23 protein-coding genes are annotated in these 22,811 nt (G+C 61.8%); all 23 read left to right on the forward strand.

Features of this window, described 5'->3' with window-relative positions; all coding sequences use genetic code 11:
- Positions 1-14 precede the first annotated feature (14 nt).
- The 23 genes from fliF (at position 15) to ACI2JX_RS09760 (ending at position 22,799) form a co-directional block, all read left to right on the forward strand.
- Positions 15-1,793: a flagellar basal-body MS-ring/collar protein FliF gene (gene fliF, locus ACI2JX_RS09650; RefSeq protein WP_264235052.1), complete on the forward strand. Its 1,779-nt coding sequence runs from the start codon at positions 15-17 to the stop codon at positions 1,791-1,793.
- Positions 1,786-2,805, forward strand: a complete 1,020-nt coding sequence (gene fliG / locus ACI2JX_RS09655; protein ID WP_186555973.1) for a flagellar motor switch protein FliG — start codon at positions 1,786-1,788, stop codon at positions 2,803-2,805. The genes fliF and fliG overlap by 8 nt, the downstream gene beginning before the upstream one ends.
- Before the next feature lie 144 nt (positions 2,806-2,949).
- Positions 2,950-3,723 carry a flagellar assembly protein FliH gene (gene fliH, locus ACI2JX_RS09660; RefSeq protein WP_404689969.1) on the forward strand — a complete coding sequence of 258 codons (774 nt, stop codon included), beginning with the start codon at positions 2,950-2,952 and terminating at the stop codon, positions 3,721-3,723.
- Positions 3,713-5,071: a flagellar protein export ATPase FliI gene (gene fliI, locus ACI2JX_RS09665; RefSeq protein WP_186555975.1), complete on the forward strand. Its 1,359-nt coding sequence runs from the start codon at positions 3,713-3,715 to the stop codon at positions 5,069-5,071. Before fliH ends, fliI begins: the two co-directional genes overlap by 11 nt.
- 6 nt (positions 5,072-5,077) lie before the next feature.
- On the forward strand, positions 5,078-5,530 hold the full coding sequence (gene fliJ / locus ACI2JX_RS09670; protein WP_264235049.1) for a flagellar export protein FliJ: 453 nt from the start codon (positions 5,078-5,080) through the stop codon (positions 5,528-5,530).
- A gap of 793 nt (positions 5,531-6,323) precedes the next feature.
- Entirely contained in the window at positions 6,324-6,629 is a 306-nt protein-coding gene (locus ACI2JX_RS09675) for an STAS domain-containing protein (protein ID WP_186555977.1), read from the forward strand.
- A 7-nt stretch (positions 6,630-6,636) separates the two neighbouring features.
- Entirely contained in the window at positions 6,637-8,328 is a 1,692-nt protein-coding gene (locus ACI2JX_RS09680; RefSeq protein WP_264235048.1) for a fused response regulator/phosphatase, read from the forward strand.
- 58 nt (positions 8,329-8,386) lie between these two features.
- Positions 8,387-8,734, forward strand: a complete 348-nt coding sequence (locus ACI2JX_RS09685; protein WP_404689970.1) for an Hpt domain-containing protein — start codon at positions 8,387-8,389, stop codon at positions 8,732-8,734.
- A gap of 72 nt (positions 8,735-8,806) precedes the next feature.
- On the forward strand, positions 8,807-10,114 hold the full coding sequence (locus tag ACI2JX_RS09690) for a flagellar hook-length control protein FliK (RefSeq protein ID WP_368972161.1): 1,308 nt from the start codon (positions 8,807-8,809) through the stop codon (positions 10,112-10,114).
- A gap of 247 nt (positions 10,115-10,361) precedes the next feature.
- The gene (gene fliL, locus ACI2JX_RS09695) at positions 10,362-10,859 is read left to right on the forward strand and encodes a flagellar basal body-associated protein FliL (RefSeq protein ID WP_186555981.1); all 498 of its coding nucleotides are present in this window, start codon (positions 10,362-10,364) and stop codon (positions 10,857-10,859) included.
- 9 nt (positions 10,860-10,868) lie between these two features.
- The gene (gene fliM, locus ACI2JX_RS09700) at positions 10,869-11,837 is read left to right on the forward strand and encodes a flagellar motor switch protein FliM (protein WP_186555982.1); all 969 of its coding nucleotides are present in this window, start codon (positions 10,869-10,871) and stop codon (positions 11,835-11,837) included.
- 47 nt (positions 11,838-11,884) lie between these two features.
- A complete protein-coding gene (gene fliN / locus ACI2JX_RS09705) occupies positions 11,885-12,349 on the forward strand; it encodes a flagellar motor switch protein FliN (RefSeq protein ID WP_186555983.1) in 465 nt (154 codons plus the stop codon).
- 12 nt (positions 12,350-12,361) lie between these two features.
- A complete protein-coding gene (fliO, locus tag ACI2JX_RS09710) occupies positions 12,362-12,796 on the forward strand; it encodes a flagellar biosynthetic protein FliO (RefSeq protein ID WP_186555984.1) in 435 nt (144 codons plus the stop codon).
- Positions 12,796-13,563, forward strand: coding sequence for a flagellar type III secretion system pore protein FliP (gene fliP, locus ACI2JX_RS09715; RefSeq protein WP_264235045.1), 768 nt, complete (start codon positions 12,796-12,798; stop codon positions 13,561-13,563). The genes fliO and fliP overlap by 1 nt, the downstream gene beginning before the upstream one ends.
- Before the next feature lie 21 nt (positions 13,564-13,584).
- Positions 13,585-13,854, forward strand: coding sequence for a flagellar biosynthesis protein FliQ (gene fliQ, locus ACI2JX_RS09720; protein WP_264235044.1), 270 nt, complete (start codon positions 13,585-13,587; stop codon positions 13,852-13,854).
- Between the two features lie 7 nt (positions 13,855-13,861).
- Positions 13,862-14,638: a flagellar biosynthetic protein FliR gene (fliR, locus tag ACI2JX_RS09725; protein ID WP_264235043.1), complete on the forward strand. Its 777-nt coding sequence runs from the start codon at positions 13,862-13,864 to the stop codon at positions 14,636-14,638.
- 2 nt (positions 14,639-14,640) lie between these two features.
- Positions 14,641-15,783, forward strand: coding sequence for a flagellar biosynthesis protein FlhB (gene flhB, locus ACI2JX_RS09730; protein WP_264235042.1), 1,143 nt, complete (start codon positions 14,641-14,643; stop codon positions 15,781-15,783).
- Positions 15,784-16,398: 615 nt separating this feature from the next.
- Complete coding sequence (gene flhA / locus ACI2JX_RS09735; RefSeq protein ID WP_264235041.1) at positions 16,399-18,528, forward strand: flagellar biosynthesis protein FlhA; 2,130 nt, start codon at positions 16,399-16,401, stop codon at positions 18,526-18,528.
- 11 nt (positions 18,529-18,539) lie between these two features.
- A complete protein-coding gene (gene flhF, locus ACI2JX_RS09740; RefSeq protein WP_368973617.1) occupies positions 18,540-19,850 on the forward strand; it encodes a flagellar biosynthesis protein FlhF in 1,311 nt (436 codons plus the stop codon).
- A gap of 92 nt (positions 19,851-19,942) precedes the next feature.
- A complete protein-coding gene (gene fleN / locus ACI2JX_RS09745; protein ID WP_186555991.1) occupies positions 19,943-20,776 on the forward strand; it encodes a flagellar synthesis regulator FleN in 834 nt (277 codons plus the stop codon).
- On the forward strand, positions 20,773-21,513 hold the full coding sequence (gene fliA / locus ACI2JX_RS09750) for an RNA polymerase sigma factor FliA (protein WP_186555992.1): 741 nt from the start codon (positions 20,773-20,775) through the stop codon (positions 21,511-21,513). Before fleN ends, fliA begins: the two co-directional genes overlap by 4 nt.
- A gap of 104 nt (positions 21,514-21,617) precedes the next feature.
- Positions 21,618-21,992, forward strand: a complete 375-nt coding sequence (locus ACI2JX_RS09755; protein ID WP_186555993.1) for a chemotaxis response regulator CheY — start codon at positions 21,618-21,620, stop codon at positions 21,990-21,992.
- Positions 21,993-22,010: 18 nt separating this feature from the next.
- Positions 22,011-22,799 carry a protein phosphatase CheZ gene (locus ACI2JX_RS09760; RefSeq protein ID WP_368973614.1) on the forward strand — a complete coding sequence of 263 codons (789 nt, stop codon included), beginning with the start codon at positions 22,011-22,013 and terminating at the stop codon, positions 22,797-22,799.
- Positions 22,800-22,811: the final 12 nt, after the last annotated feature.

The following is a 22,811-nucleotide window of genomic DNA, read 5'->3' on the forward strand; positions in this document are numbered from 1 at the left end:
GGACAGATTGAGTCATGGCCGAAGCAGTCGTCGATAACGCCCCCGCCAAAAGTGGCCCGCCAGCGGCAAAGCCGCCGCTGTTTGGCATGGCGTTCCTGGAAAACATCTCGCAGATGCCCATGCTGCGTCAGGTTGGCCTGTTGGTCGGCCTGTCTGCCAGCGTGGCGATCGGCTTTGCCGTGGTGCTCTGGTCGCAGCAGCCTGACTACCGGCCGCTGTACGGCAGCCTGGCGGGCATGGATACCAAGCAAGTCATGGAAGTGCTCGGCGCGGCTGACATTCCGTATAACGTGGAACCCAACTCCGGCGCGTTGCTGGTCAAGGCCGACGATCTCTCCCGTGCGCGCCTGAAACTGGCTGCCGCCGGTGTGGCGCCAAGCGATGGCAATGTTGGCTTCGAGCTGCTCGACAAAGAGCAGGGCCTGGGCACCAGCCAATTCATGGAGGCGACCCGCTACCGTCGCAGCCTCGAAGGCGAACTGGCCCGCACCGTCTCCAGCTTGAACAACGTCAAGGCCGCTCGCGTGCACCTGGCGATCCCGAAGAGCTCGGTGTTCGTGCGTGACGAGCGCAAGCCGAGCGCCTCGGTGCTGGTCGAGTTGTATCCGGGCCGTGCCCTGGAATCGGGTCAAGTGATGGCGATCGTCAATCTGGTCGCTACCAGTGTGCCTGAGCTGGACAAGTCGCAGGTCACCGTGGTCGACCAGAAGGGCAACCTGCTCTCCGATCAGTTGCAAGACACTGCCCTGACCATGGCCGGCAAGCAGTTCGACTACAGCCGCCGCATGGAAGGCATGCTCACCCAGCGCGTGCACAACATCCTGCAGCCGGTACTGGGCAACGACCGCTACAAGGCAGAAGTTTCGGCAGACGTCGACTTCAGTGCCACCGAGTCCACCTCCGAGCAGTTCAACCCTGATCAGCCGGCGCTGCGCAGCGAGCAGTCGGTCGATGAGCAACGCACCAGCAGCCAAGGCCCGCAAGGTGTGCCTGGCGCCCTGAGCAACCAGCCGCCGGCTGGCGCTGCCGCGCCGGAAAACGCGACTGCCGCCGCGCCGCCTGCCGGGGCAGTCCAACCTGGCCAGCCGCTGCTCGATGCCAACGGCGCGCAGATCATGGACCCGGTCACCGGCCAGCCGATGCTCGCGCCGTACCCGGCCGACAAGCGCAAGCAGTCGACCAAGAACTTCGAGTTGGATCGCTCGATCAGCCACACCCGTCAGCAGCAAGGGCGTCTGAGCCGCCTGTCGGTGGCCGTGGTAGTCGATGACCAGGCCAAGCTCGATGCCGCCACGGGTGAAATGACCCGTGCGCCATGGGGCGCCGAAGATCTGGCGCGCTTCACCCGCCTGGTACAGGACGCCGTTGGCTTCGATGCCAGCCGTGGCGACAGCGTGACGGTGATCAACGTGCCGTTCGCCGCCGACCGTGGCACGGAAATCGCTGACATTCCGTTCTACTCGCAGCCATGGTTCTGGGACATCGTCAAGCAAGTGCTCGGCGTGCTGTTCATCCTGGTGCTGGTGTTCGGTGTGCTGCGTCCTGTGCTCAACAACATCACCGGTGGCGGCAAGCAGGCTGCCAGCGACAGCGACATGGAACTGGGCGGGATGATCGGTCTGGATGGCGAACTGGCCAACGACCGCGTCAGCCTCGGTGGCCCGCAAAGCATTCTGTTGCCGAGCCCAAGCGAGGGTTACGAGGCACAGCTGAACGCAATCAAAGGCCTGGTGGCCGAAGACCCGGGTCGCGTGGCCCAGGTCGTGAAAGAGTGGATCAACGCTGATGAGTGATAACCGAGCCGTTACCGCCAAGCTGAGCCGCACCGACAAAGCGGCGATCCTCCTGCTCTCGCTGGGCGAGACCGATGCCGCCCAGGTGCTGCGGCACATGGGCCCCAAGGAAGTGCAGCGGGTCGGTGTGGCCATGGCGCAGATGGGCAACGTCCATCGCGAACAGGTTCAGCAGGTGATGAGCGAGTTCGTCGAGATCGTCGGCGACCAGACCAGCCTGGGCGTAGGCTCCGACGGCTACATCCGCAAGATGCTCAACCAGGCGCTGGGTGAGGACAAGGCCAACGGCCTGATCGATCGCATCCTGCTGGGTGGTAACACCAGCGGCCTGGACAGCCTGAAGTGGATGGAGCCGCGTGCCGTGGCCGACGTCATCCGCTACGAGCACCCGCAGATCCAGGCGATCGTGGTGGCCTACCTTGACCCTGACCAGGCCGGTGAGGTGCTGGGCAACTTCGACCACAAGGTGCGCCTGGACATCATCTTGCGCGTGTCCTCGCTCAACACCGTGCAACCGGCGGCGCTCAAGGAGCTGAACCAGATCCTCGAGAAGCAGTTCTCCGGCAACTCCAACGCCGCGCGCACCACCTTGGGTGGTATCAAGCGCGCTGCCGACATCATGAACTTCCTCGACAGCTCGGTCGAAGGCCAGTTGATGGATTCGATCCGCGAGATCGACAACGATCTGTCGGAGCAGATCGAAGACTTGATGTTCGTCTTCAACAACCTGGCCGACGTCGACGACCGCGGCATCCAGGCGCTGCTGCGCGAGGTGTCCTCGGACGTGCTGGTGGTGTCGCTCAAGGGTGCCGACGAGCGGGTCAAGGACAAGATCTTCAAGAACATGTCCAAGCGTGCTTCGGAGCTGCTGCGCGACGATCTGGAAGCCAAGGGGCCGGTGCGGGTCAGCGACGTGGAAACGGCGCAGAAGGAAATCCTCACCATCGCCCGGCGTATGGCCGATGCCGGCGAGATCGTGCTTGGCGGCAAGGGCGCCGAAGAGATGATCTAACGAATTCGCCGGATAGTTGCGTGGGCGCAGGCTTGCCCCGCGATAGCATCAGAACAGGCAGCAAGGTTGTCACTGCTATCGCTATCGCGGGGCAAGCCCGCACCCATGCTGCTCTGGTTGAAATTGGTTTCGGGAACATCAAGCATGTCTACTACTGAACACCCCAGCGACCTGATCCGTGCCCGCGACCTCGAGGGCGTCGATGTGTGGGCGCTGCCTAGCTTCGATCCGGCACCTGAGCCGGAGCCGGAACCTGAGCCAGAAGTCATCGAGGAAGAGGTCGAGGAAGTGCCGCTGGAGGAAGTCCAGCCGCTGACCCTCGAAGAGCTCGAAGCGATCCGCCAGGAGGCCTACAACGAAGGCTTCGCCACTGGCGAGCGCGAGGGCTTTCACAGCACTCAGTTGAAGGTGCGCCAAGAGGCTGAAGTGGCCCTGGCGGCCAAGCTGCAAAGCCTGGAACAGCTGATGGGGCATTTGCTCGAGCCGATCGCCGAGCAGGATACCCAGATCGAGAAATCCCTGGTGCATCTGGTCGCCCATGTGACCCGTCAGGTGATCGGTCGCGAACTGCGCACCGACTCCAGCCATATCACCCACGTGTTGCGCGAGGCGCTCAAGCTGCTGCCCATGGGCGCCGACAACATTCGCATCCATCTCAACCCGCAAGACTTCGAGCTGGCCAAGGCTCTGCGCGAACGGCATGAGGAGCGTTGGAAGTTGCTTGAAGACGAGGCGCTGCTGCCAGGTGGTTGCCGCATCGAGACCGCCCACAGCCGCATCGACGCAACTGTGGAAACCCGTATGGAGAAGGCCGTGGCGCAACTGTTCGACCAGTTGCATGACCAGGCCCTGCACCCGGCGGCGGCAGATCTGTCGATCGAACTGGATGCCCCTTCTGGAGCTGCTGATGCGCCTTGATCGCACCAGTTTCGGCAAGCGCCTGGGCGGTTACGCCGAGGCGATCAAGTTGCCTGAGCAGCCCGTGGTGGAGGGTCGTCTGCTGCGCATGGTCGGCCTGACCCTGGAGGCCGAAGGCCTGCGCGGCGCCGTCGGTAGCCGCTGCATGGTGATCAATGACGACAGTTATCACCCGGTCCAGGTGGAGGCCGAGGTGATGGGCTTTTCCGGCAGTAAAGTGTTCCTCATGCCAGTCGGCAGTATCGCCGGCATCGCCCCGGGCGCGCGCGTGGTGCCACTGGATGACAGCGGCCGCCTGCCAATGGGCATGAGCATGCTCGGGCGGGTGCTCGACGGCGCTGGCCGTGCGCTGGACGGCAAGGGCGGGATGAAGGCCGAAGATTGGGTGCCGATGGACGGCCCGGTGATCAACCCGCTCAACCGCGACCCGATCAGCCAGCCGTTGGATGTCGGTATTCGCAGCATCAACGGTTTGTTGACGGTGGGTCGCGGCCAGCGCCTGGGCCTGTTTGCCGGTACCGGTGTGGGTAAGTCGGTGCTGCTGGGCATGATGACCCGCTTCACCGAAGCCGAAATCATCGTGGTTGGGTTGATCGGCGAGCGGGGTCGTGAGGTCAAGGAGTTCATCGAGCACATCCTTGGCGAAGAGGGCCTCAAGCGTTCGGTGGTGGTGGCTTCGCCCGCCGACGATGCGCCGCTGATGCGCTTGCGCGCAGCCATGTACTGCACGCGGATCGCCGAATATTTCCGCGACAAAGGCAAGAATGTCCTGCTGTTGATGGATTCGCTCACCCGTTTCGCCCAGGCCCAGCGGGAAATCGCCCTGGCCATTGGCGAGCCGCCGGCGACTCGTGGCTATCCGCCGTCAGTGTTCGCCAAGCTACCCAAGTTGGTGGAGCGCGCCGGTAATGGCGAGGCAGGGGGCGGTTCGATCACCGCCTTCTACACCGTGCTCTCGGAAGGTGACGACCAGCAGGATCCGATCGCCGACTCGGCGCGGGGTGTGCTCGATGGTCATTTCGTGTTGTCGCGGCGCCTGGCTGAAGAAGGGCATTATCCGGCGATCGATATCGAAGCGTCGATCAGCCGGGTCATGCCCCAAGTGGTCGATGCCGATCACTTGCGCCAGGCGCAGAAATTCAAGCAATTGTGGTCGCGCCTGTCGCAAAGCCGCGACCTGATCAGCGTGGGTGCCTACGTGGCCGGTGGCGATCCGGAGACGGACCTGGCCATCGCGCTGCAGGCCAAGCTGGTCGGCTTCCTACGCCAAGGCCTGGACGAAAACGTCAGCATGGCGCAGAGCCGCGAACAGCTGGGTGCGGTGTTCGCTGCGCCGGCGGGCGGTTGATAGGCCATGGCCATGCCCAGTCGAGCCGCGCGCCTGGCGCCGGTGGTGGAAATGGCCGAGGAGGCCGAGCGCAAGGCCGTGCAACGGCTTGGCCATTTTCAACAGCAGGTGGCTCAGGCGCAGGCCAAGTTGGCTGAGCTTGAGCGCTTTCGCGAAGACTACCAAGCGCAGTGGATCAACCGCGGTGGGCAGGGGGTCAACGGCAGCTGGTTGCTCAACTACCAGCGCTTCCTTGCGCAACTTGAAACGGCCATGACCCAGCAGCGCCAGAGCCTGACCTGGCACCAGACCAACCTGAACAATGCGCGCAATACCTGGCAGCAGGCCTATGCGCGGGTCGAGGGCTTGCGCAAGCTGGTTCAGCGTTACTTGGATGAGGCGCGCCGGGCTGAGGACAAGCGCGAGCAGAAGCTGCTGGATGAGTTGTCGCAGCGCTTGCCTCGGCAGAACTACATGTAGTACGCGGCGCCCTTTTCGCGGGCAAGCCCGCTCCCACAGGGTTTTGCGCTGAAGCAGTGGTCTTGTTGTGTCAGTGCCATTTTGTCTGCGGGCTGGCGTGTTAATGCGAGGCCTACACTGAACCCTGCGGCAAGCCCGCTCCCACAGGGTTTTGCGCTGAAGCAGTGGTCTTGTTGTGTCAGTGCCATTTTGTCTGCGGGCGGGCGCGTTAGTGCGAGGCCTACGCTGAATCCTGTGGCAAAGCCTGCTCCCACAGGGTTTTGCGCTGAAGCAGTTGTCTTGTTGTGTCAGTGCCATTTTGTCTGCGGGCGGGCGCGTTAGTGCGAGGCCTATACTGAGCCCTGTGGCAAGCCTGCTCCCACAGGGTTTTGCGCTGAAGCAGTTGTCTTGTTGTGTCAGTGCCATTTTGTCTGCGGGCGGGCGCGTTAGTGCGAGGCCTACACTGAGCCCTGTGGCAAGCCTGCTCCCCCAGGGGGTTGCGCTGAAGCAGTGGTCTTGTTGTGTCAGTGCCATTTTGTCTGCGGGCGGGCGCGTCAATGCGAGGCCTGCACTGAATCCTGTGGCAAGCCCGCTCCCCCAGGGGGTTGCGTCTAAGCATTAGTCTTGCTGCGTCAGTGACATTGTGACTGCGGGCAGGCGCGTTAATGCCAGGCCTACGCTGAACCTTGTGGGAGCGGGCTTGCCCGCGAAAAGGGCGCCGCAGATTGCCTGCCGCACCCTCCGCTTGCGGCATGGCCGCTGGCCTGCTAAACCTTCTGAAGTTGCATTCGCCATCATCGAAGGAATCGCTAGCATGGCAGTCGAAACTGATTTTTCACGGGACGAGAAAAAGCTGACGATCAAGGTCAAGGGTCGCTTCGATTTCGGCAGGCACCAGGAGTTTCGAAGCGCCTATGAGCGCCAACCTGAACGCCCCGATACTGTCGTAGTCGACCTCAAGGAGGCCACCTACCTGGACAGTTCCGCACTCGGCATGCTGTTGTTGTTGCGCGATCACGAAGGCGGTGATGACTCGTGCATCAGCGTGATCAACACCAGCTCCGATGTGCGCAAGATCCTGGCCATTTCCAATTTCGATAAGCTTTTCGACATCAGCTGACAGCCCGATGCCAGCCAACCAAGCGCTGCGCGTATTGATTGCCGAAGACGGAGCGGCCGACCGGCTATTGCTCGCGCAAATCGTCCGTCGCCAAGGTCATGAAGTGTTCACCGCCGAAAACGGCGAACAGGCCGTTACCCTGTTCGCCGAAAAACGCCCGCAGCTGGTTCTGCTCGATGCGCTGATGCCGGTGATGGACGGTTTCGAGGCTGCCCGCCAGATCAAAGCGCTGGCCGGCCAGGCGCTGGTGCCGATCATCTTTCTCACCTCGCTCAGCGAAGACGACGACCTGGTGCGTTGCCTTGAAGCAGGCGGCGATGACTTCGTGGCCAAGCCCTACAGTGCGGTGATTCTCGGCGCCAAGATCCACGCCATGGACCGTTTGCGCAGGTTGCAAGCAACGGTGCTGGAGCAGCGCGACCAGATAGCCCGTCACCACCATCACTTGCTCAACGAGCAGCGGGTAGCCAAGGCTGTGTTCGACAAGGTGGCCCACAGCGGTTGCCTGCGCTCACCGAATATCCGCTACTTGCAGTCGCCGTATGCGCTGTTCAACGGCGATCTGTTGTTGGCGGCCTTTACCCCTAGCGGTGATATGCATGTGCTGCTGGGAGACTTCACCGGTCATGGCCTGCCAGCGGCGGTCGGCGCCATGCCCCTGGCAGAAGTGTTCTACGGCATGACGGCCAAGGGCTATGGCCTGGCCGAAACCCTGCGCGAGATGAACGCCAAGCTCAAGCGTATCCTGCCGGTGGACATGTTCTGCTGTGCGCTGTTGCTGAACCTGAGCTTCCAGCGAGCCAGCGTGGAAGTCTGGAATGGTGGCATGCCCGACGGCTATCGTTTGTCGGCCAGTGGCGAACTGCTGGCTACCTTGGCCTCCAGGCATTTGCCGCTGGGCATCCTGGCGCCAGAGCGGTTCGATGACAGCACCGAGGTAATGCCGCTGGGCGTGGGCGAACGGCTGTTGTTGCTATCGGACGGGGTGCTCGATACCAGCGATGATCAAGAGCGCTTGTTTGGTGTCGAGCGCTTGCAGGCGGTGATGGCCGAGAACCTTGAACCAGAGCGTTTGTTCGATGACGTGTTGCAGGCGCTGGAGCGTTTTGGCGGGCGTGCTCGCGACGATATCAGTCTGTGTGACATCCGCATGGTTGCGCCAGGGTTCGAGCCGCCTGCGGCAATGCTCTACTCTGACAGTGGTCGATCCAGCCCGCTGGATTGGTCGCTGGGGTTCACGCTGCGGGGCGATAGCTTGAAGCGCTTCAACCCCGTGCCCTATCTGTTGCAGTTGCTGCAAGAGGTCCATGGGCTGCGGCCAAGCAGCGGAGTCTTGCACAGTGTGCTCAGTGAGCTGTATTCCAACGCCTTGGAGCATGGCGTGCTGGGCTTGGATTCGGGCCTCAAGCGCGATGCCAGTGGGTTTGCCGACTACTATCGGCAGCGCGCAGAGCGCCTGGTGCGACAGGTCGATGGCTATGTGCGCTTTGATTTACGGGTTGAACCGCTTGGCCAAGGTGGGCATCTGAGCATTGAGGTGCGAGACAGTGGCGCAGGCTTTGATGTCGAACAGGTTTTAGCTCGACCTGCGCATGAGCAAGGCTTCAGTGGTCGTGGAGTGAATCTGGTGCGGCGCTTGAGCCAGCAGGCGCAATGGCTGGAAGGCGGGCGCTGCGCGCGGATACAAATCCGTTGGTGAGGGCTGACCCCGGTTGGCCGCCAATACGTCATACTGGACTTGATCAAGGAGTGAGCAAGTGGTGGACATGCATATCGATCACCAAGTCCTGAGCGACTTGCAAGACGTCATGGAGGGCGGCTATCAACAGCTGCTGGAGACCTTTTTGGAGGACTCCGAACGCCGCCTGAGCCAACTGCACGGTGCCAAGAATGCGACCGAGCTCGGCCTGGCTGCCCATAGCTTCAAGGGCAGCAGTAGCAACATGGGCGCTGTTGGCTTGGCGGCGCTGTGTCAGCAGCTGGAAGAGCAAGTCCGCCAGTCGCGGTTGTATGGCATCGAGGATCTGATCAACCGCATCGACCAGGAGTACCGTGAAGTTCAGTGCTTCTACCGCGGTGAATGCGCGCGCGTTTCTAGCAGCTGATCAAAACTTGGCGCGACTTTTGCGTGTTTCTGCCCAGACGATTTTTACGCCATCTGGCGCGGAGACTTTTCAATGCCTGTCGCACCCAATCCTTTGTTGCAAGCCAGCGCTATCGCCAAGCAGTCGCGCACGGCCGACAAGCCCCAGTCGGCGGTGGCCGAGCAGGGTAAAGGGTTCGATCAGGTCATGGCCAAGCAGGGGCGGGATAACAGCCCTGTGCGTGACGACAAGGTTGCCCAGGCCAAGCCCAAAGACAAACCGGATGCTGCAGCTAGCGGCAAGAAAGACGCTGGCGATAAGGCATCGGTTGCCGATGACGGCAAGAATTTGCCAGCTGCCGATGCAGCCCTTGCAGCAGGCGAAATCGCTAAGGATGACGCTGCCAGTTCACTGGATGCCAGCCTGGTTGCTGGGCAGGTTACCGATGCGCAGCCCGGCGCCCAATTGATCCAGGCGCAAGCCGAGGCAGTGGCGCCAGTGCTTCAGGCCGTGGTCCAACAGCCCGTGCCTGCAGCGCCGTTGGCGCCAACCGTGGGCGACGAAGCCGCCAATGAAGCATTCGATCCTGAGGCGGACCCGCTGGCGGGCTTGCCCACCCTGCGCTTGGCCCTCGAGCAGAGCGCTCAGTCCAAAGGCACCACCTCGGCACACGCCACTAGTGCTGATAGCGCCCAGCCGCAGCCTGACGACGGCCAGCCAGCCGTCAATACCTTGGCGAACCTGATCAGCAAATCGCAAACCGAGGGTGAGCAGTCCGAGCCGGGCGATAAAGCCTTTGGTAGTTTGCTTGAAGATGGCCTGAAAGACATCAAGAGTGCCAGCAGTGACACTCGGGTCGACGACTTCGCCGATCGCCTGGCCAGTCTGACCCAGGCAGCTACGGCGAAAACTGCCAATGCGCTGCCGGTCAACCCGGCGCCATTGCATCAGCCGCTGTCGATGAATCAGAACGCCTGGACCGAGGGCTTGGTGAACCGGGTGATGTACCTTTCCAGTCAGAACCTCAAGTCTGCCGAGATTCAACTGGAGCCGGCTGAGTTGGGGCGTCTGGATATTCGCGTCAATGTAGCGGCGGATCAGGCGACCCAAATCACCTTCATCAGCGGCCATGCTGGCGTGCGCGACAGCCTCGACAGTCAGCTGCATCGCCTGCGCGAGCTGTTTGCCCAGCAGGGCCTGGCCCAGCCTGATGTCAACGTTGCCGATCAGTCGCGCGGTCAGCAACAGCAGGCGCAACAAGATAACTCGCAGCTTTCTGGAGTGGCCGCACGGCGTGCACAAGCCGCCTCTGGCGAGCCAGGCGAGCTGGCGGATACCGCTGCCCAGCCACTCGAGCAGCAAGTAGTGATCGGCGATAGTGCGGTCGACTACTACGCCTGATCGGGGCTTCGCCCTGGTTCGCGGGCAAGCTCGCTCCTAAAGGGTTCGTGCCGGCCACGCGTTAGAAAGACGACGCTAACGCTGTAGGAACGGGCTTACCCGCGAACCAGGGCGCAGCCCTGGCCATGCACACAGCGGTTTATCGTTCACCTGGCCCGGCAATGGCCCCTCCCGGCGATTCTGGCATAACACTTGCTCAAGCCACGTCATCCTCCTTTGAAACCCCGATGGACGACGGATTATTGGCATGGCGAAGAGCGACGCAGTGAAAGACCCCGCCACGAAAGGCAAACTCAAGCTGATCCTGCTGCTGGTAGTAGCCCTGCTACTGGCCGTCGGCCTGTCGGTGGGCGCCACCTGGTTCATCATGCACAAGAGCGAGTCGGCTCCGGCAGCGGACCCAGCCCTGGCCAACATCAAGCCAGCAGCGATCTACGAGCCCCTGGCCCCAGCCTTCGTGGTCAACTTCAACCAGAACGGCCGCCAGCGCTACATGCAGGTGAGCATCACCATGCAGGGCCGCAACCAGGCTGACCTGGATGCGCTGAAAGTGCATATGCCGGTCATTCGCAACAACCTGGTGATGATGTTCTCCGGTCAAGGTTTCGACACCTTGGCCAGTAGCTCGGTCGGCCAGGAAATGCTGCGCCAGAAGGCCACTGCGGTGGTTCAGGAAGTGGCGCAGAAGGAAGTCGGCAAGCCGGTCGTCGACCAGCTGCTGTTCACCAATTTCGTATTGCAGTAGGAGTCCGCAATGGCCGTACAGGACCTGCTGTCCCAGGATGAGATCGATGCCCTGTTGCACGGCGTCGATGATGGGCTGGTACAGACTGAAAGCGCAGCCGAGCCCGGTAGCGTCAAAAGCTATGACCTGACCAGCCAGGACCGAATCGTGCGTGGGCGCATGCCGACTCTGGAGATGATCAACGAGCGCTTTGCCCGTTACACCCGGATCAGCATGTTCAACCTGCTGCGCCGCTCCGCCGATGTCGCGGTCGGTGGCGTGCAGGTGATGAAGTTCGGTGAGTACGTGCACTCGCTGTACGTGCCGACCAGCCTCAACTTGGTCAAGATCAAGCCGCTGCGCGGCACCTCGCTGTTCATCCTCGATGCCAAGCTGGTGTTCAAGCTGGTCGACAACTTCTTTGGTGGCGACGGGCGTCACGCCAAGATCGAAGGGCGTGAGTTCACCCCGACCGAGTTGCGGGTTGTGCGCATGGTCCTGGACCAGTGCTTCGTTGATCTCAAGGAAGCCTGGCAGGCGATCATGCCGGTCAACTTCGAGTACATCAACTCCGAGGTCAACCCGGCCATGGCCAACATCGTGGGCCCAAGCGAGGCAGTGGTGGTGTCGACCTTCCACATCGAACTCGATGGCGGTGGCGGCGACCTGCACGTGACCATGCCGTACTCGATGATCGAGCCGGTGCGCGAAATGCTCGACGCGGGCTTCCAGTCCGACCTGGACGATCAGGACGAGCGTTGGGTCAAGGCCCTGCGCGAGGACGTGCTGGACGTCAGCGTGCCGCTCTCGGCCACCGTGGCGCGGCGTCAGCTCAAGCTGCGCGACATCCTGCACATGCAGCCTGGCGATGTGATTCCCGTGGAGCTGCCCGAGCATCTGGTACTGCGCGCCAACGGCGTGCCGTCGTTCAAGGCGCGGCTGGGTTCGCACAAGGGCACCCTGTCGCTGCAGATCATCGATCCGATCGAGCGCCGCTGAAGGCGTGCCGCTCGCAACCCCCGAATTGAATGCTTGTCGAGGACATTATGGCTAACGAAAACGAGATCAGCTCCCCCGAGGAGCAGGCTTTGGCAGATGAGTGGGCAGCAGCCCTGGAAGAGACCGGCGATGCCGGCCAGTCCGACATCGATGCGCTGCTGGCGGCGGACGCGGGCAACTCCGGTGCCGGCCGACTGCCAATGGAAGAGTTCGCCAGCTCGCCCAAGCCGAACGAAAACGTCAGCCTCGAAGGCCCCAACCTGGATGTGATCCTGGATATTCCGGTGAGCATCTCGATGGAAGTGGGCAGCACCGAAATCAACATCCGCAACCTGCTGCAGCTCAACCAGGGCTCGGTGATCGAGCTTGACCGCCTGGCCGGCGAGCCGCTCGACGTGCTGGTCAACGGCACGCTGATCGCCCATGGCGAGGTCGTGGTGGTCAACGAGAAGTTCGGCATTCGCCTGACCGACGTGATCAGCCCAAGCGAACGCATCAAGAAGCTGCGCTGAGTGAAGGCGCTGATGCGGGCCGCGACGGCCCTGGCGGCGCTGCTCGCCAGTGAGGTAGCGATCGCTGCGACGATCCCTGCCACGCCTGCCCCTGGAGCCCCAGGTAGCCTCGGTGGGCAACTGGCGCAGATGGTCTTCGGGCTGTTGCTGGTGGTCGGGCTGATCTTCTTGCTCGCCTGGCTGGTGCGCCGGATGCAAGGCGCCGCGCCGCGTAGCGGGCAAGTGATCGAAATCGTCGGTACGCGCGCCATCGGTCCGCGTGATCGGTTGTTGTTGGTACAGGTGGGCAAGGAGCAGATCCTGATCGGGCATAGCCCGGGCAGCATCGAGGCCCTGCATGTGCTGGCCGAACCGGTCGAGGTGCCCGCGGGTGCCCGTCCGGCCACGCCGGAATTCGCCCAGCGGCTGCTCGAGCTGATGGGCAAGGATCAGAAGGACAAGAAGTAATGAGTGGCGCCCTGCGCATCCTGTTGAGCACCTTGTTGCCAGTCGTGCTGTGGTTGGCGGCGCCGCAGGCGCTGGCCGCCGACCCCCTGTCGATTCCGGCCATCACCCTGTCCAGCGGTGCGGACGGGCAGCAGGAATATTCGGTCAGCCTGCAGATCCTGATGATCATGACGGCGCTGAGTTTCATTCCAGCGTTCGTCATCCTGATGACCAGCTTTACCCGGATCATCATCGTCTTCTCCATCCTGCGTCAGGCGCTGGGTCTGCAACAGACGCCATCGAACCAGTTGCTGACTGGCATGGCGCTGTTCCTGACCTTCTTCATCATGGCGCCGGTGTTCGACCGGGTGAACCAGACGGCGATCCAGCCCTATCTGAACGAGCAGATGACCGCCCAGCAGGCCATCGACAAGGCCCAGGTTCCGCTCAAGGACTTCATGCTCGCGCAAACCCGGCAGAGCGATCTGGACATGTTCATGCGCTTGTCCAAGCGTACCGATATCGCCAGCCCGGACCAGGCGCCGCTGACCATCCTGGTGCCGGCGTTCGTGACCTCCGAGCTCAAGACCGCGTTCCAGATCGGCTTCATGATCTTCATCCCGTTCCTGATCATCGATATGGTGGTCGCCAGTGTGCTGATGGCGATGGGTATGATGATGCTGTCGCCGCTGATCATTTCCTTGCCGTTCAAGATCATGCTGTTCGTGCTGGTCGATGGCTGGGCGCTGATCATGGGCACCCTGGCTGGCAGTTTCGGTGGCGTCTGACGCCATCAAGGAGAGCCTTGCATGACACCTGAAGTTGCTGTCGACCTGTTCCGCGACGCTCTGTGGCTAACCACCCTGATGGTGGCCGTGCTGGTGGTACCGAGCCTGTTGATCGGCCTGGTGGTGGCGATGTTCCAGGCTGCCACCCAGATCAACGAACAGACCCTGAGCTTCCTGCCGCGTTTGCTGGTGATGCTGGTGACCTTGATTGTCGTCGGGCCGTGGCTTACCCAGAAGTTCATGGAGTACTTCATTGGTCTGTACACCAGCATTCCGCAGCTGATCGGGTAGGGCGGCCATGCTGGAGCTGACCGACGCGCAGATAGGGACCTGGGTTGCGACCTTCATGCTGCCGCTGTTTCGCGTCACAGCGGTGCTGATGACCATGCCGATCTTCGGCACCAAGATGCTTCCGGCGCGCATTCGCCTGTATGCGGCCCTGGCCATCACTGTGGTGATCGTGCCGGGTCTGCCGCCATTGCCGGAGTTCGAGCCGCTGAGCCTGCGGGGCTTTTTGCTGTGTGGCGAGCAGGTGATCATCGGTGCGCTGTTTGGTTTCTCATTGCAGATGCTGTTTCAGGCGTTTGTGGTGGCGGGGCAGATCATCGCGGTGCAAATGGGTATGGCGTTTGCCTCGATGGTCGATCCGGCTAATGGCGTCAACGTCGCGGTGGTCAGCCAATTCATGACCATGCTGGTGAGTATTCTATTTTTGCTGATGAACGGCCACCTGGTGGTGTTCGAGGTCTTGACTGAGAGCTTTACGACCTTGCCGGTCGGGAGTGGGCTATTGGTCAATCATTTCTGGGAGCTGGCCGGGCGTTTGGGTTGGGTGTTGGGTGCCGGATTGTTGCTGGTACTGCCCATGATCGCTGCGCTGTTGGTGATCAACGTTGCCTTCGGCGTGATGACCCGCGCAGCGCCGCAGTTGAATATCTTCTCGATCGGTTTCCCGCTGACACTGGTGTTGGGCATGGCCATCTTCTGGGTAGGGCTGGCCGACATTCTTTCCCACTACCAGGCATTGGCCAGCGAAGCGCTGCAATGGCTGCGTGAATTGGCACGGGCGCGCTGAGCATGGCCGAGAGCGAGAGTGGTCAGGACAAGACGGAAGAACCCACCGACAAGCGCAAGACGCAGGCGCGGGAGAAAGGTGAGGTGGCTCGCTCCAAGGAGCTGAACACCGTTGCCGTAACCCTGGGCGGGGCGGGTGCGCTGTTGGCCTTTGGTGGCTACCTGGGCGAGACCCTGATGGAGCTGATGCGCCTGAACTTCAGCTTGCCGCGTGAGGTGCTGATGGCTGAAGGGTCCATGGCCGCCTATCTGCTCAACTCGGGCAAGATGGCCATCTGGGCTGTGCAGCCGATCCTGGTCCTGTTGTTCGTGGTCGCCTTCATTGCACCGATTGCTCTGGGTGGGTTCCTGTTCTCAGGCAGCTTGCTGCAGCCCAAATTCAGTCGCATGAATCCCTTGGCGGGGATCAAGCGCATGTTCTCCTTGAATGCCTTGACCGAGCTGCTTAAGGCATTGGCGAAGTTTTTCATGATCTTGGTGGTGGCGCTGGTGGTGCTTTCCAACGACCGCCAGGCGTTGTTGGCGATTGCCAATGAGCCGCTTGAGCAGGCGATCATTCACAGTGTCCAGGTGGTCGGGTGGAGTGCCTTGTGGATGGCGGCGGGGCTGTTGCTGATTGCTGCGCTGGATGTGCCGTTCCAGCTGTGGCAAACCCACAACAAGCTGAAGATGACCAAGCAGGAAGTGCGCGACGAGTACAAGGACAGTGAAGGCAAGCCTGAGGTCAAGCAGCGGATCCGTCAGTTGCAGCGGGAGGTTTCGCAGCGGCGCATGATGGCTGCGGTGCCTGAGGCTGACGTGATCATCACCAACCCGACGCACTATGCAGTGGCGCTGAAGTATGATCCCGATAATGGTTCGGCGGCGCCGCTGCTGCTGGCCAAAGGCACCGACTTCATCGCGTTGAAAATGCGTGAGATTGCTGCTGAGCATAAGGTGCAGATTTTGGAATCGCCGGAGTTGGCGCGGGCGATCTATTACTCTACCGAGCTTGAGCAGGAGATTCCGGCTGGGTTGTATTTGGCGGTGGCGCAGGTATTGGCTTATGTGTTCCAGATCCGGCAGTACCGGGCTGGGAAGGGGAAGGCGCCGGATCCGTTGAAGAAGGATTTGCCGATTCCGCCGGATTTGCGGCGTGATTCTTGATTTGTAGGTTTTTTAGGTTTTTAGGTTTGTGAGCAGATCCATTTGCGAGGGAGACGCTGATTCACCTTTGCGCCCTTACGGCGGGTCACTTTTGGCAAACGCCCGGTGTGCCGGCCCAGCCGAAAGTAACCAAAAAGTCTGCGCTCCACCATCAGTCCCGCCCGTGGCGCGATCCCCTCGCTTCGGTGCCTTCCGGGCCCGCGCGGCCTCCTGAAGTCGCGAAGTTAGTGGCGGCGACTGGGCTGGCGTTATCTTTCGATAGTGGCAGGTGTGGTGGATAGTCCGGCCTCTTCGCGGGCAAGCCCGCTCCCACAGGGTTCGTGGGGTTTGCAGTCTCTGCGTGGTGTCAGTGCTGGCTCAACGCTGAACTGAAAATCTGCGCGGTACCTGTGGGAGCGGGCTTGTCGGGGCGCCGAACCGCCGCGAAGAGGCCAGAACAAACAACACAAAACAGAAAATCAAAATTTGGCTTTGGCGAGAGCGTAGCTATTCGCCTGCTCTTGATCTTCATGCGCGCAATTCAATCTCCCACCAACGAAAAAGTTGGACAGCTTCTTGCAAAGGCAGCGCCAGGCGCCCTTAAGGCGTCAAAGTTTTGCTTGAAGAGGACTCGCGGTGGATCGCACTCAGTTAATCAGCAACGCCCGTAACAACCTGGCCGGACTCGGCCGGGGCAACCTGGGCGTGCCGCTGTTGTTGCTGGTGATGTTGGCAATGATGATGTTGCCGATAGCGCCGTTCCTGCTCGACGTGTTCTTCACCTTCAACATCGCCCTGTCGATCGTGGTCCTGCTGGTCTGCGTGTACGCCTTGCGCCCACTAGACTTCGCCGCCTTCCCCACTATCCTGCTGGTGGCCACGCTGCTGCGCCTGGCGCTGAACGTCGCCTCGACCCGCGTGGTGCTGTTGCATGGCCACGAAGGCCACGGCTCGGCAGGTAAGGTCATCCAGGCCTTCGGCGAAGTGGTGATCGGCGGTAACTACGTGGTCGGTGCGGTAGTGTTCGCCATCCTCATGATCATCAACTTCGTGGTCGTGACCAAAGGTGCCGGGCGGATTTCCGAGGTGAGCGCGCGCTTCACCCTCGACGCCATGCCCGGCAAGCAGATGGCCATCGACGCCGACCTCAACGCCGGCCTGATCGACCAGGCACAGGCCAAGTCGCGCCGTGCCGAAGTGGCCCAGGAGGCCGAGTTCTACGGCTCGATGGACGGTGCCAGCAAGTTCGTCCGCGGTGACGCCATCGCCGGCCTGTTGATCCTGTTCATCAACCTGATCGGTGGCATCCTGATCGGCATGTTCTCGCACAACATGGGCTTTAGCGAAGCCGGCAAGGTCTACGCGCTGCTGACCATCGGTGACGGTTTGGTGGCGCAATTGCCATCGCTGTTGCTGTCGACTGCTGCGGCAATCATGGTCACGCGTGCCTCGGGTTCCGAGGACATGGGCAAGCTGATCAATCGGCAAATGTTCGACTCGCCCAAGGCATTGGCGGTCTCGGCTGGCATCATGCTGGTAATGGGCGTGGTGCCGGGCATGCCGCATGTCGCCTTCATCAGCCTTGGCCTGATGTGTGCCGGTGGCGCCTACCTGGTGTGGCGCAAGCAGCAGGCGGCCAAGGTCAAGGCGCAGGAGGAAGTACAGCGTCAGCAAGACCTGCTGCCGTCGCCACAGCGTGCCATGGAAACCAAGGAGCTGGGCTGGGACGACGTCACCCCGATCGACATGATCGGCCTGGAAGTCGGTTACCGGCTGATCCCGCTGGTCGACCGTAACCAGGGCGGGCAGTTGCTGGCACGGATCAAGGGCGTGCGTAAGAAGCTCTCGCAGGATCTGGGTTTCCTCATGCCTACCGTGCACATCCGTGACAACCTCGACCTGCAACCCAGCGCCTATCGCCTGACCCTGATGGGGGTGATCCTGGCCGAGGCGGAGATCTATCCGGATCGCGAGCTTGCGATCAACCCTGGCCAGGTCTTCGGTACCCTCAATGGTATCGCTGCGCGCGACCCGGCGTTCGGCCTGGAAGCGGTATGGATCGATATCGCCCAGCGCGCCCAGGCGCAGTCGCTGGGCTACACCGTGGTCGACGCCAGCACTGTGGTCGCCACCCACTTGAACCAGATCTTGCAGAAGCACTGCCATGAGCTGATCGGCCACGAAGAGGTCCAGCAGTTGCTGCAGGTGCTGTCCAAGGCTTCGCCCAAGCTTGCCGAGGAGCTGGTGCCGGGCGTCATTTCCTTGTCGGGGCTGCTCAAGGTCCTGCAAGCACTGCTTTCCGAGCAAGTGCCGGTGCGTGACATCCGCAGCATCGCCGAGGCAATCGCCAACAATGCCGGCAAGAGTCAAGATACCGCCGCGCTGGTTGCCGCAGTGCGCGTCGGATTGTGTCGCGCCATCGTGCAAAGCATTGTCGGCGTTGAGTCCGAGCTGCCTGTGATCACCTTGGAGCCAAGGTTGGAACAGATTTTGCTCAATAGTCTGCAAAGGGCCGGGCAAGGTCAGGAAGATGGTGTTCTTCTTGAACCGAGCATGGCCGAGAAGCTTCAACGTTCGTTGATCGAAGCGGCCCAGCGTCAGGAGATGCAAGGCCAGCCAGCTATCCTGCTGGTGGCCGGCCCGATCCGCGCGATGCTGTCGCGTTTCGGTCGGCTGGCTGTACCGAATTTGCATGTTTTGGCGTATCAGGAAATACCTGACAACAAGCAAGTCACCATCGTTGCCACCGTGGGCCCCAACGGCTGAGGTAGTGGGTTATGCAAGTTAAGCGTTTTTTCGCCGCCGATATGCGTCAGGCCATGAAGCTGGTCCGTGATGAGCTGGGCGCCGATGCCGCCATCATCGGCAACCGGCGCATTGCCGGCGGTGTCGAGTTGACGGCCGCGCTGGACTACAAACTGTCCGCGCTGGCCCCGCGCGTGCCTAATGCCGAGCTTGAAGATGAGCTGCGCAAGACCCAGTCGCGCATCGCCACCGCCCAGGCCGAGCTGAGCAGCCGCAACGATACCGATGAAGGCAACCGCCAGTTGTTCGCGGGTCTGTCGCTGACCGCATCCGAGCCGTTGATCGAGCCACACGTCGATGTGCCGCCGGCTGCCGCCGTACCCGCGCCGGCGCCAGTCGATCCGCGCCTGTTCGATGCCATGCGCTCGGAGCTTTCCGGGCTGCGCGAGCTGCTCGAAGTGCAGCTTGGCTCGCTGGCCTGGAGCCAGTTGCAAGGCAGCAAGCCAATGCAGGCCAACCTCTGGCGGCGCCTGCAACGCGTCGGTTTGTCGGGCGCACTGGCCCGCGAGCTGCTCGACCTGGTGGCCGAGATCGACGAGCCGCGCCAGGCCTGGCGGATGATCCTGGCGCACCTGGCGCGGATGATCGATGTGCCGGAGATCGAACCGATCGAGGAGGGCGGGGTGATCGCCATGGTCGGCCCGGCCGGCATGGGCAAAACCACCACCCTGGCCAAGCTGGCCGCACGTTACGTGCTCAAGTACGGCGCCAGCAACTTGGCTCTGGTGAGCATGGACAGCTTCCGTATCGGCGCCCAGGAGCAGCTCAAGACCCTTGGGCGGATCCTCAATGTGTCGGTGACCTATGTCGACCCAGGCGAGTCGCTGGCCCAGGCCCTGGAGCCGCTGCTGCGCAAGCGCGTGGTGCTGATCGATACCGCTGGCCTGCAAGCCAGCGACCCGGCACTGCGCATGCAGCTTGAAACACTTGCAGGGCGCGGGATTGCCGCCAAGAATTACCTGGTGCTGGCCACAACCAGCCAGAAACAGGTGCTCACCGCTGCCTACCACAGCTACAAGCGCTGCGGCCTGGCCGGTTGTATCCTGACCAAACTCGATGAAACGGCCTGCCTCGGCGAAGTATTGAGCCTGGCCATCAGTCATGAACTGCCGGTTGCCTATCTCACCGATGGCCCGCGCATTCCTGACGACCTGCACCTGCCGCGCAAGCACCAGTTGGTCAGCCGCGCAGTCAGTGTGCAAATGCAGGAAGACCCCAGCGAAGAGGCCATGGCCGATATGTTCGCTGATCTCTACCACAACTCTGGCAAACGCGCGGGTTGAGGGAGAACGTAATGCAAAATACCTACATCAAGGGCTTCGAGAACAGCCCCACATGTGGCCTCGGTCCAAGCGAGACAAGGTAAAGAACAAATATGGGTAGCATGCATCCCGTACAGGTGATCGCCGTGACCGGTGGCAAAGGTGGCGTCGGCAAGACTAACGTTTCAGTGAACCTGTCCCTGGCGTTGGCCGAGCTGGGTCGTCGCGTCATGCTGCTGGACGCCGACCTGGGCCTGGCCAATGTCGACGTGCTGCTGGGGCTGACGCCCAAGCGCACCCTGGCTGACGTTATCGAGGGCCGCTGTGAGCTGCGCGATGTGCTGCTGCAGGGGCCAGGGGGCGTGCGCATCGTCCCGGCCGCCTCCGGCACCCAGAGCATGGTCCACCTGCAGCCCGCGCAGCACGCCGGTCTGATCCAGGCGTTCAGCGAGATTGGCGACAACCTCGATGTGCTGGTGATCGACACCGCTGCCGGCATCGGCGATTCGGTGGTGAGCTTCGTGCGCGCCGCCCAGGAAGTGCTGCTGGTGGTGTGCGATGAGCCTACGTCGATCACCGACGCCTACGCGCTGATCAAGCTGCTCAATCGCGACTACGGCATGAATCGTTTCCGCGTGCTGGCCAACATGGCGCAGAGCCCGCAGGAAGGGCGCAACCTGTTCGCCAAGTTGACCAAGGTCACGGATCGCTTCCTTGACGTCGCCCTACAATACGTCGGCGCCGTGCCGTACGACGAGTGTGTGCGCAAGGCGGTGCAGAAGCAGCGCGCGGTCTATGAGGCCTTCCCACGGTCCAAGTGTGCATTGGCATTCAAGGCCATTGCGCAGAAGGTCGACAGCTGGCCGTTGCCTGCCAACCCGCGTGGGCACCTGGAGTTTTTCGTCGAGCGACTGGTGCAGCCCACCAGCGCGGGACCCGTCCTATGAGTGCAAGCGGTTTCAAGATGTACAGCAAGGCGTCCAAAGATGCCCAGTATGAGTTGATCGAGCGCTACGCGCCGCTGGTCAAGCGCATCGCTTATCACCTGCTGGCGCGTCTGCCGGCCAACGTGCAGGTCGAAGACCTGATCCAGGCAGGCATGATTGGCCTGTTGGAAGTGGCCAACAAATACGATGCCAGCAAGGGCGCCAGCTTCGAAACCTACGCCGGCATCCGTATCCGTGGCGCCATGCTCGATGAGGTGCGCAAGGGCGATTGGGCGCCGCGTTCGGTGCACCGCAACACCCGCATGGTCAGCGACGCGATGCGCGCCGTTGAAGCAAGAACCGGTCGCGACGCTAAAGATCACGAGGTTGCTGCCGAACTCCAATTGAGTCTCGATGATTACTACGGGATTTTGAACGATACCCTGGGCAGCCGCCTGTTCAGTTTCGACGACCTGTTGCAGGACGGCGAACATGAAGGCCTGCACGAGGATGGAGCCAGCGGCCAGATCGAGCCGTCGCGTGACCTTGAAGACGAGCGCTTCCAGGCCGCGCTGACCGATGCGATCGCCAACCTGCCGGAGCGCGAGCGCCTGGTGCTGGCGCTGTACTACGACGAAGAGCTGAACCTCAAGGAAATTGGTGAGGTGCTGGGGGTCAGCGAGTCGCGTGTCAGCCAGTTGCACAGCCAGTGCGCGGCGCGTCTGCGCAGTCGCTTGGGTGAATGGCGGGCGCGGTAACCGGGGTTCGCTGCAGTCGTTTTCACGTTGTACTGAATTGATTGAATGCGCGCTCGGGGGCCGAGCGCGTTTAAGACTGCTTGGAGGTCTACTTGAACAAAAACATGAAAATCCTCATCGTTGACGACTTCTCGACGATGCGGCGAATCATCAAGAATCTGTTGCGTGATCTGGGCTTCACCAACGTCAAGGAAGCCGATGACGGCGTTACCGCGCTGCCGATGCTGCACAGCGAGCACTTCGACTTCCTGGTGACCGACTGGAACATGCCGGGCATGAGCGGGATCGACCTGCTGCGCCAGGTACGGGCCGACGAGCGCCTCAAGGGCATGCCGGTGTTGATGGTCACTGCCGAAGCCAAGCGCGACCAGATCATTGAAGCGGCCCAGGCCGGTGTCAATGGCTATGTGGTCAAGCCTTTCACAGCCCAGGTGCTCAAAGAAAAGATCGAAAAGATCTTCGAACGCGTGAACGGCTAAGTCACGCCAGGGGGCGCCATGGAGTCAAACAACACGTCTCTGGGTGAGTTCGAAACGACCCTGAAGAAGCATGCCCAGGAACTGGTCGAGAGCCTTGAGCGCGGCCGGTTTGGCGACGCGGTGCAGCTGATCCATCAGCTTAACCAGACGCGCGACCGCGGCCTGTATCAGGAAGTCGGCAAACTCACCCGCGAGCTGCACAGCGCGATCGTCAGCTTCCAGATCGACCCGGCCATGCCGCAGGCCGAGGAAGTCTCGCAGATCACCGATGCCACCGAGCGCTTGTCCTACGTGGTCAAGCTGACCGAGGGCGCCGCCAACCGCACCATGGACCTGGTCGAAGAGAGCACCCCAGTGCTCAATGATCTGGCCAGCGAAGCTCAGGCGCTGAGCGCTGACTGGCAGCGCTTCATGCGCCGCGAAGTGGCCGCGCCGGAATTTCGCGAGTTGGTCAAGCGGGTCGACAGTTTCCTGACGCACAGCGCTGAAGGGAACCGCAAGGTCTCCGGGCATCTGAACGACATTCTCCTGGCTCAGGACTACCAAGACCTGACCGGGCAGGTGATCAAGCGCGTCACCGCCTTGGTCACCGAAGTAGAAAGCAATCTGCTCAAGCTCGTGCTGATGGCCAGTCAAGTCGACCGCTTTGCCGGTATCGAACATGACCACCAACAGCTGCGCGCTGAAAAAGATCAAGAAAAACATCCGACTCGGGGTGAAGGTCCGCAGATTCATGCCGATAAGCGTGAAGACGTCGTGTCCGGTCAGGACGATGTCGATGATCTGCTGTCCAGCCTGGGTTTTTAGGGAGCACGTTTA

The organism is Pseudomonas sp. NPDC088890, assembly GCF_044900155.1.
In the GTDB taxonomy this organism is placed as follows: domain Bacteria; phylum Pseudomonadota; class Gammaproteobacteria; order Pseudomonadales; family Pseudomonadaceae; genus Aquipseudomonas; species Aquipseudomonas urmiensis.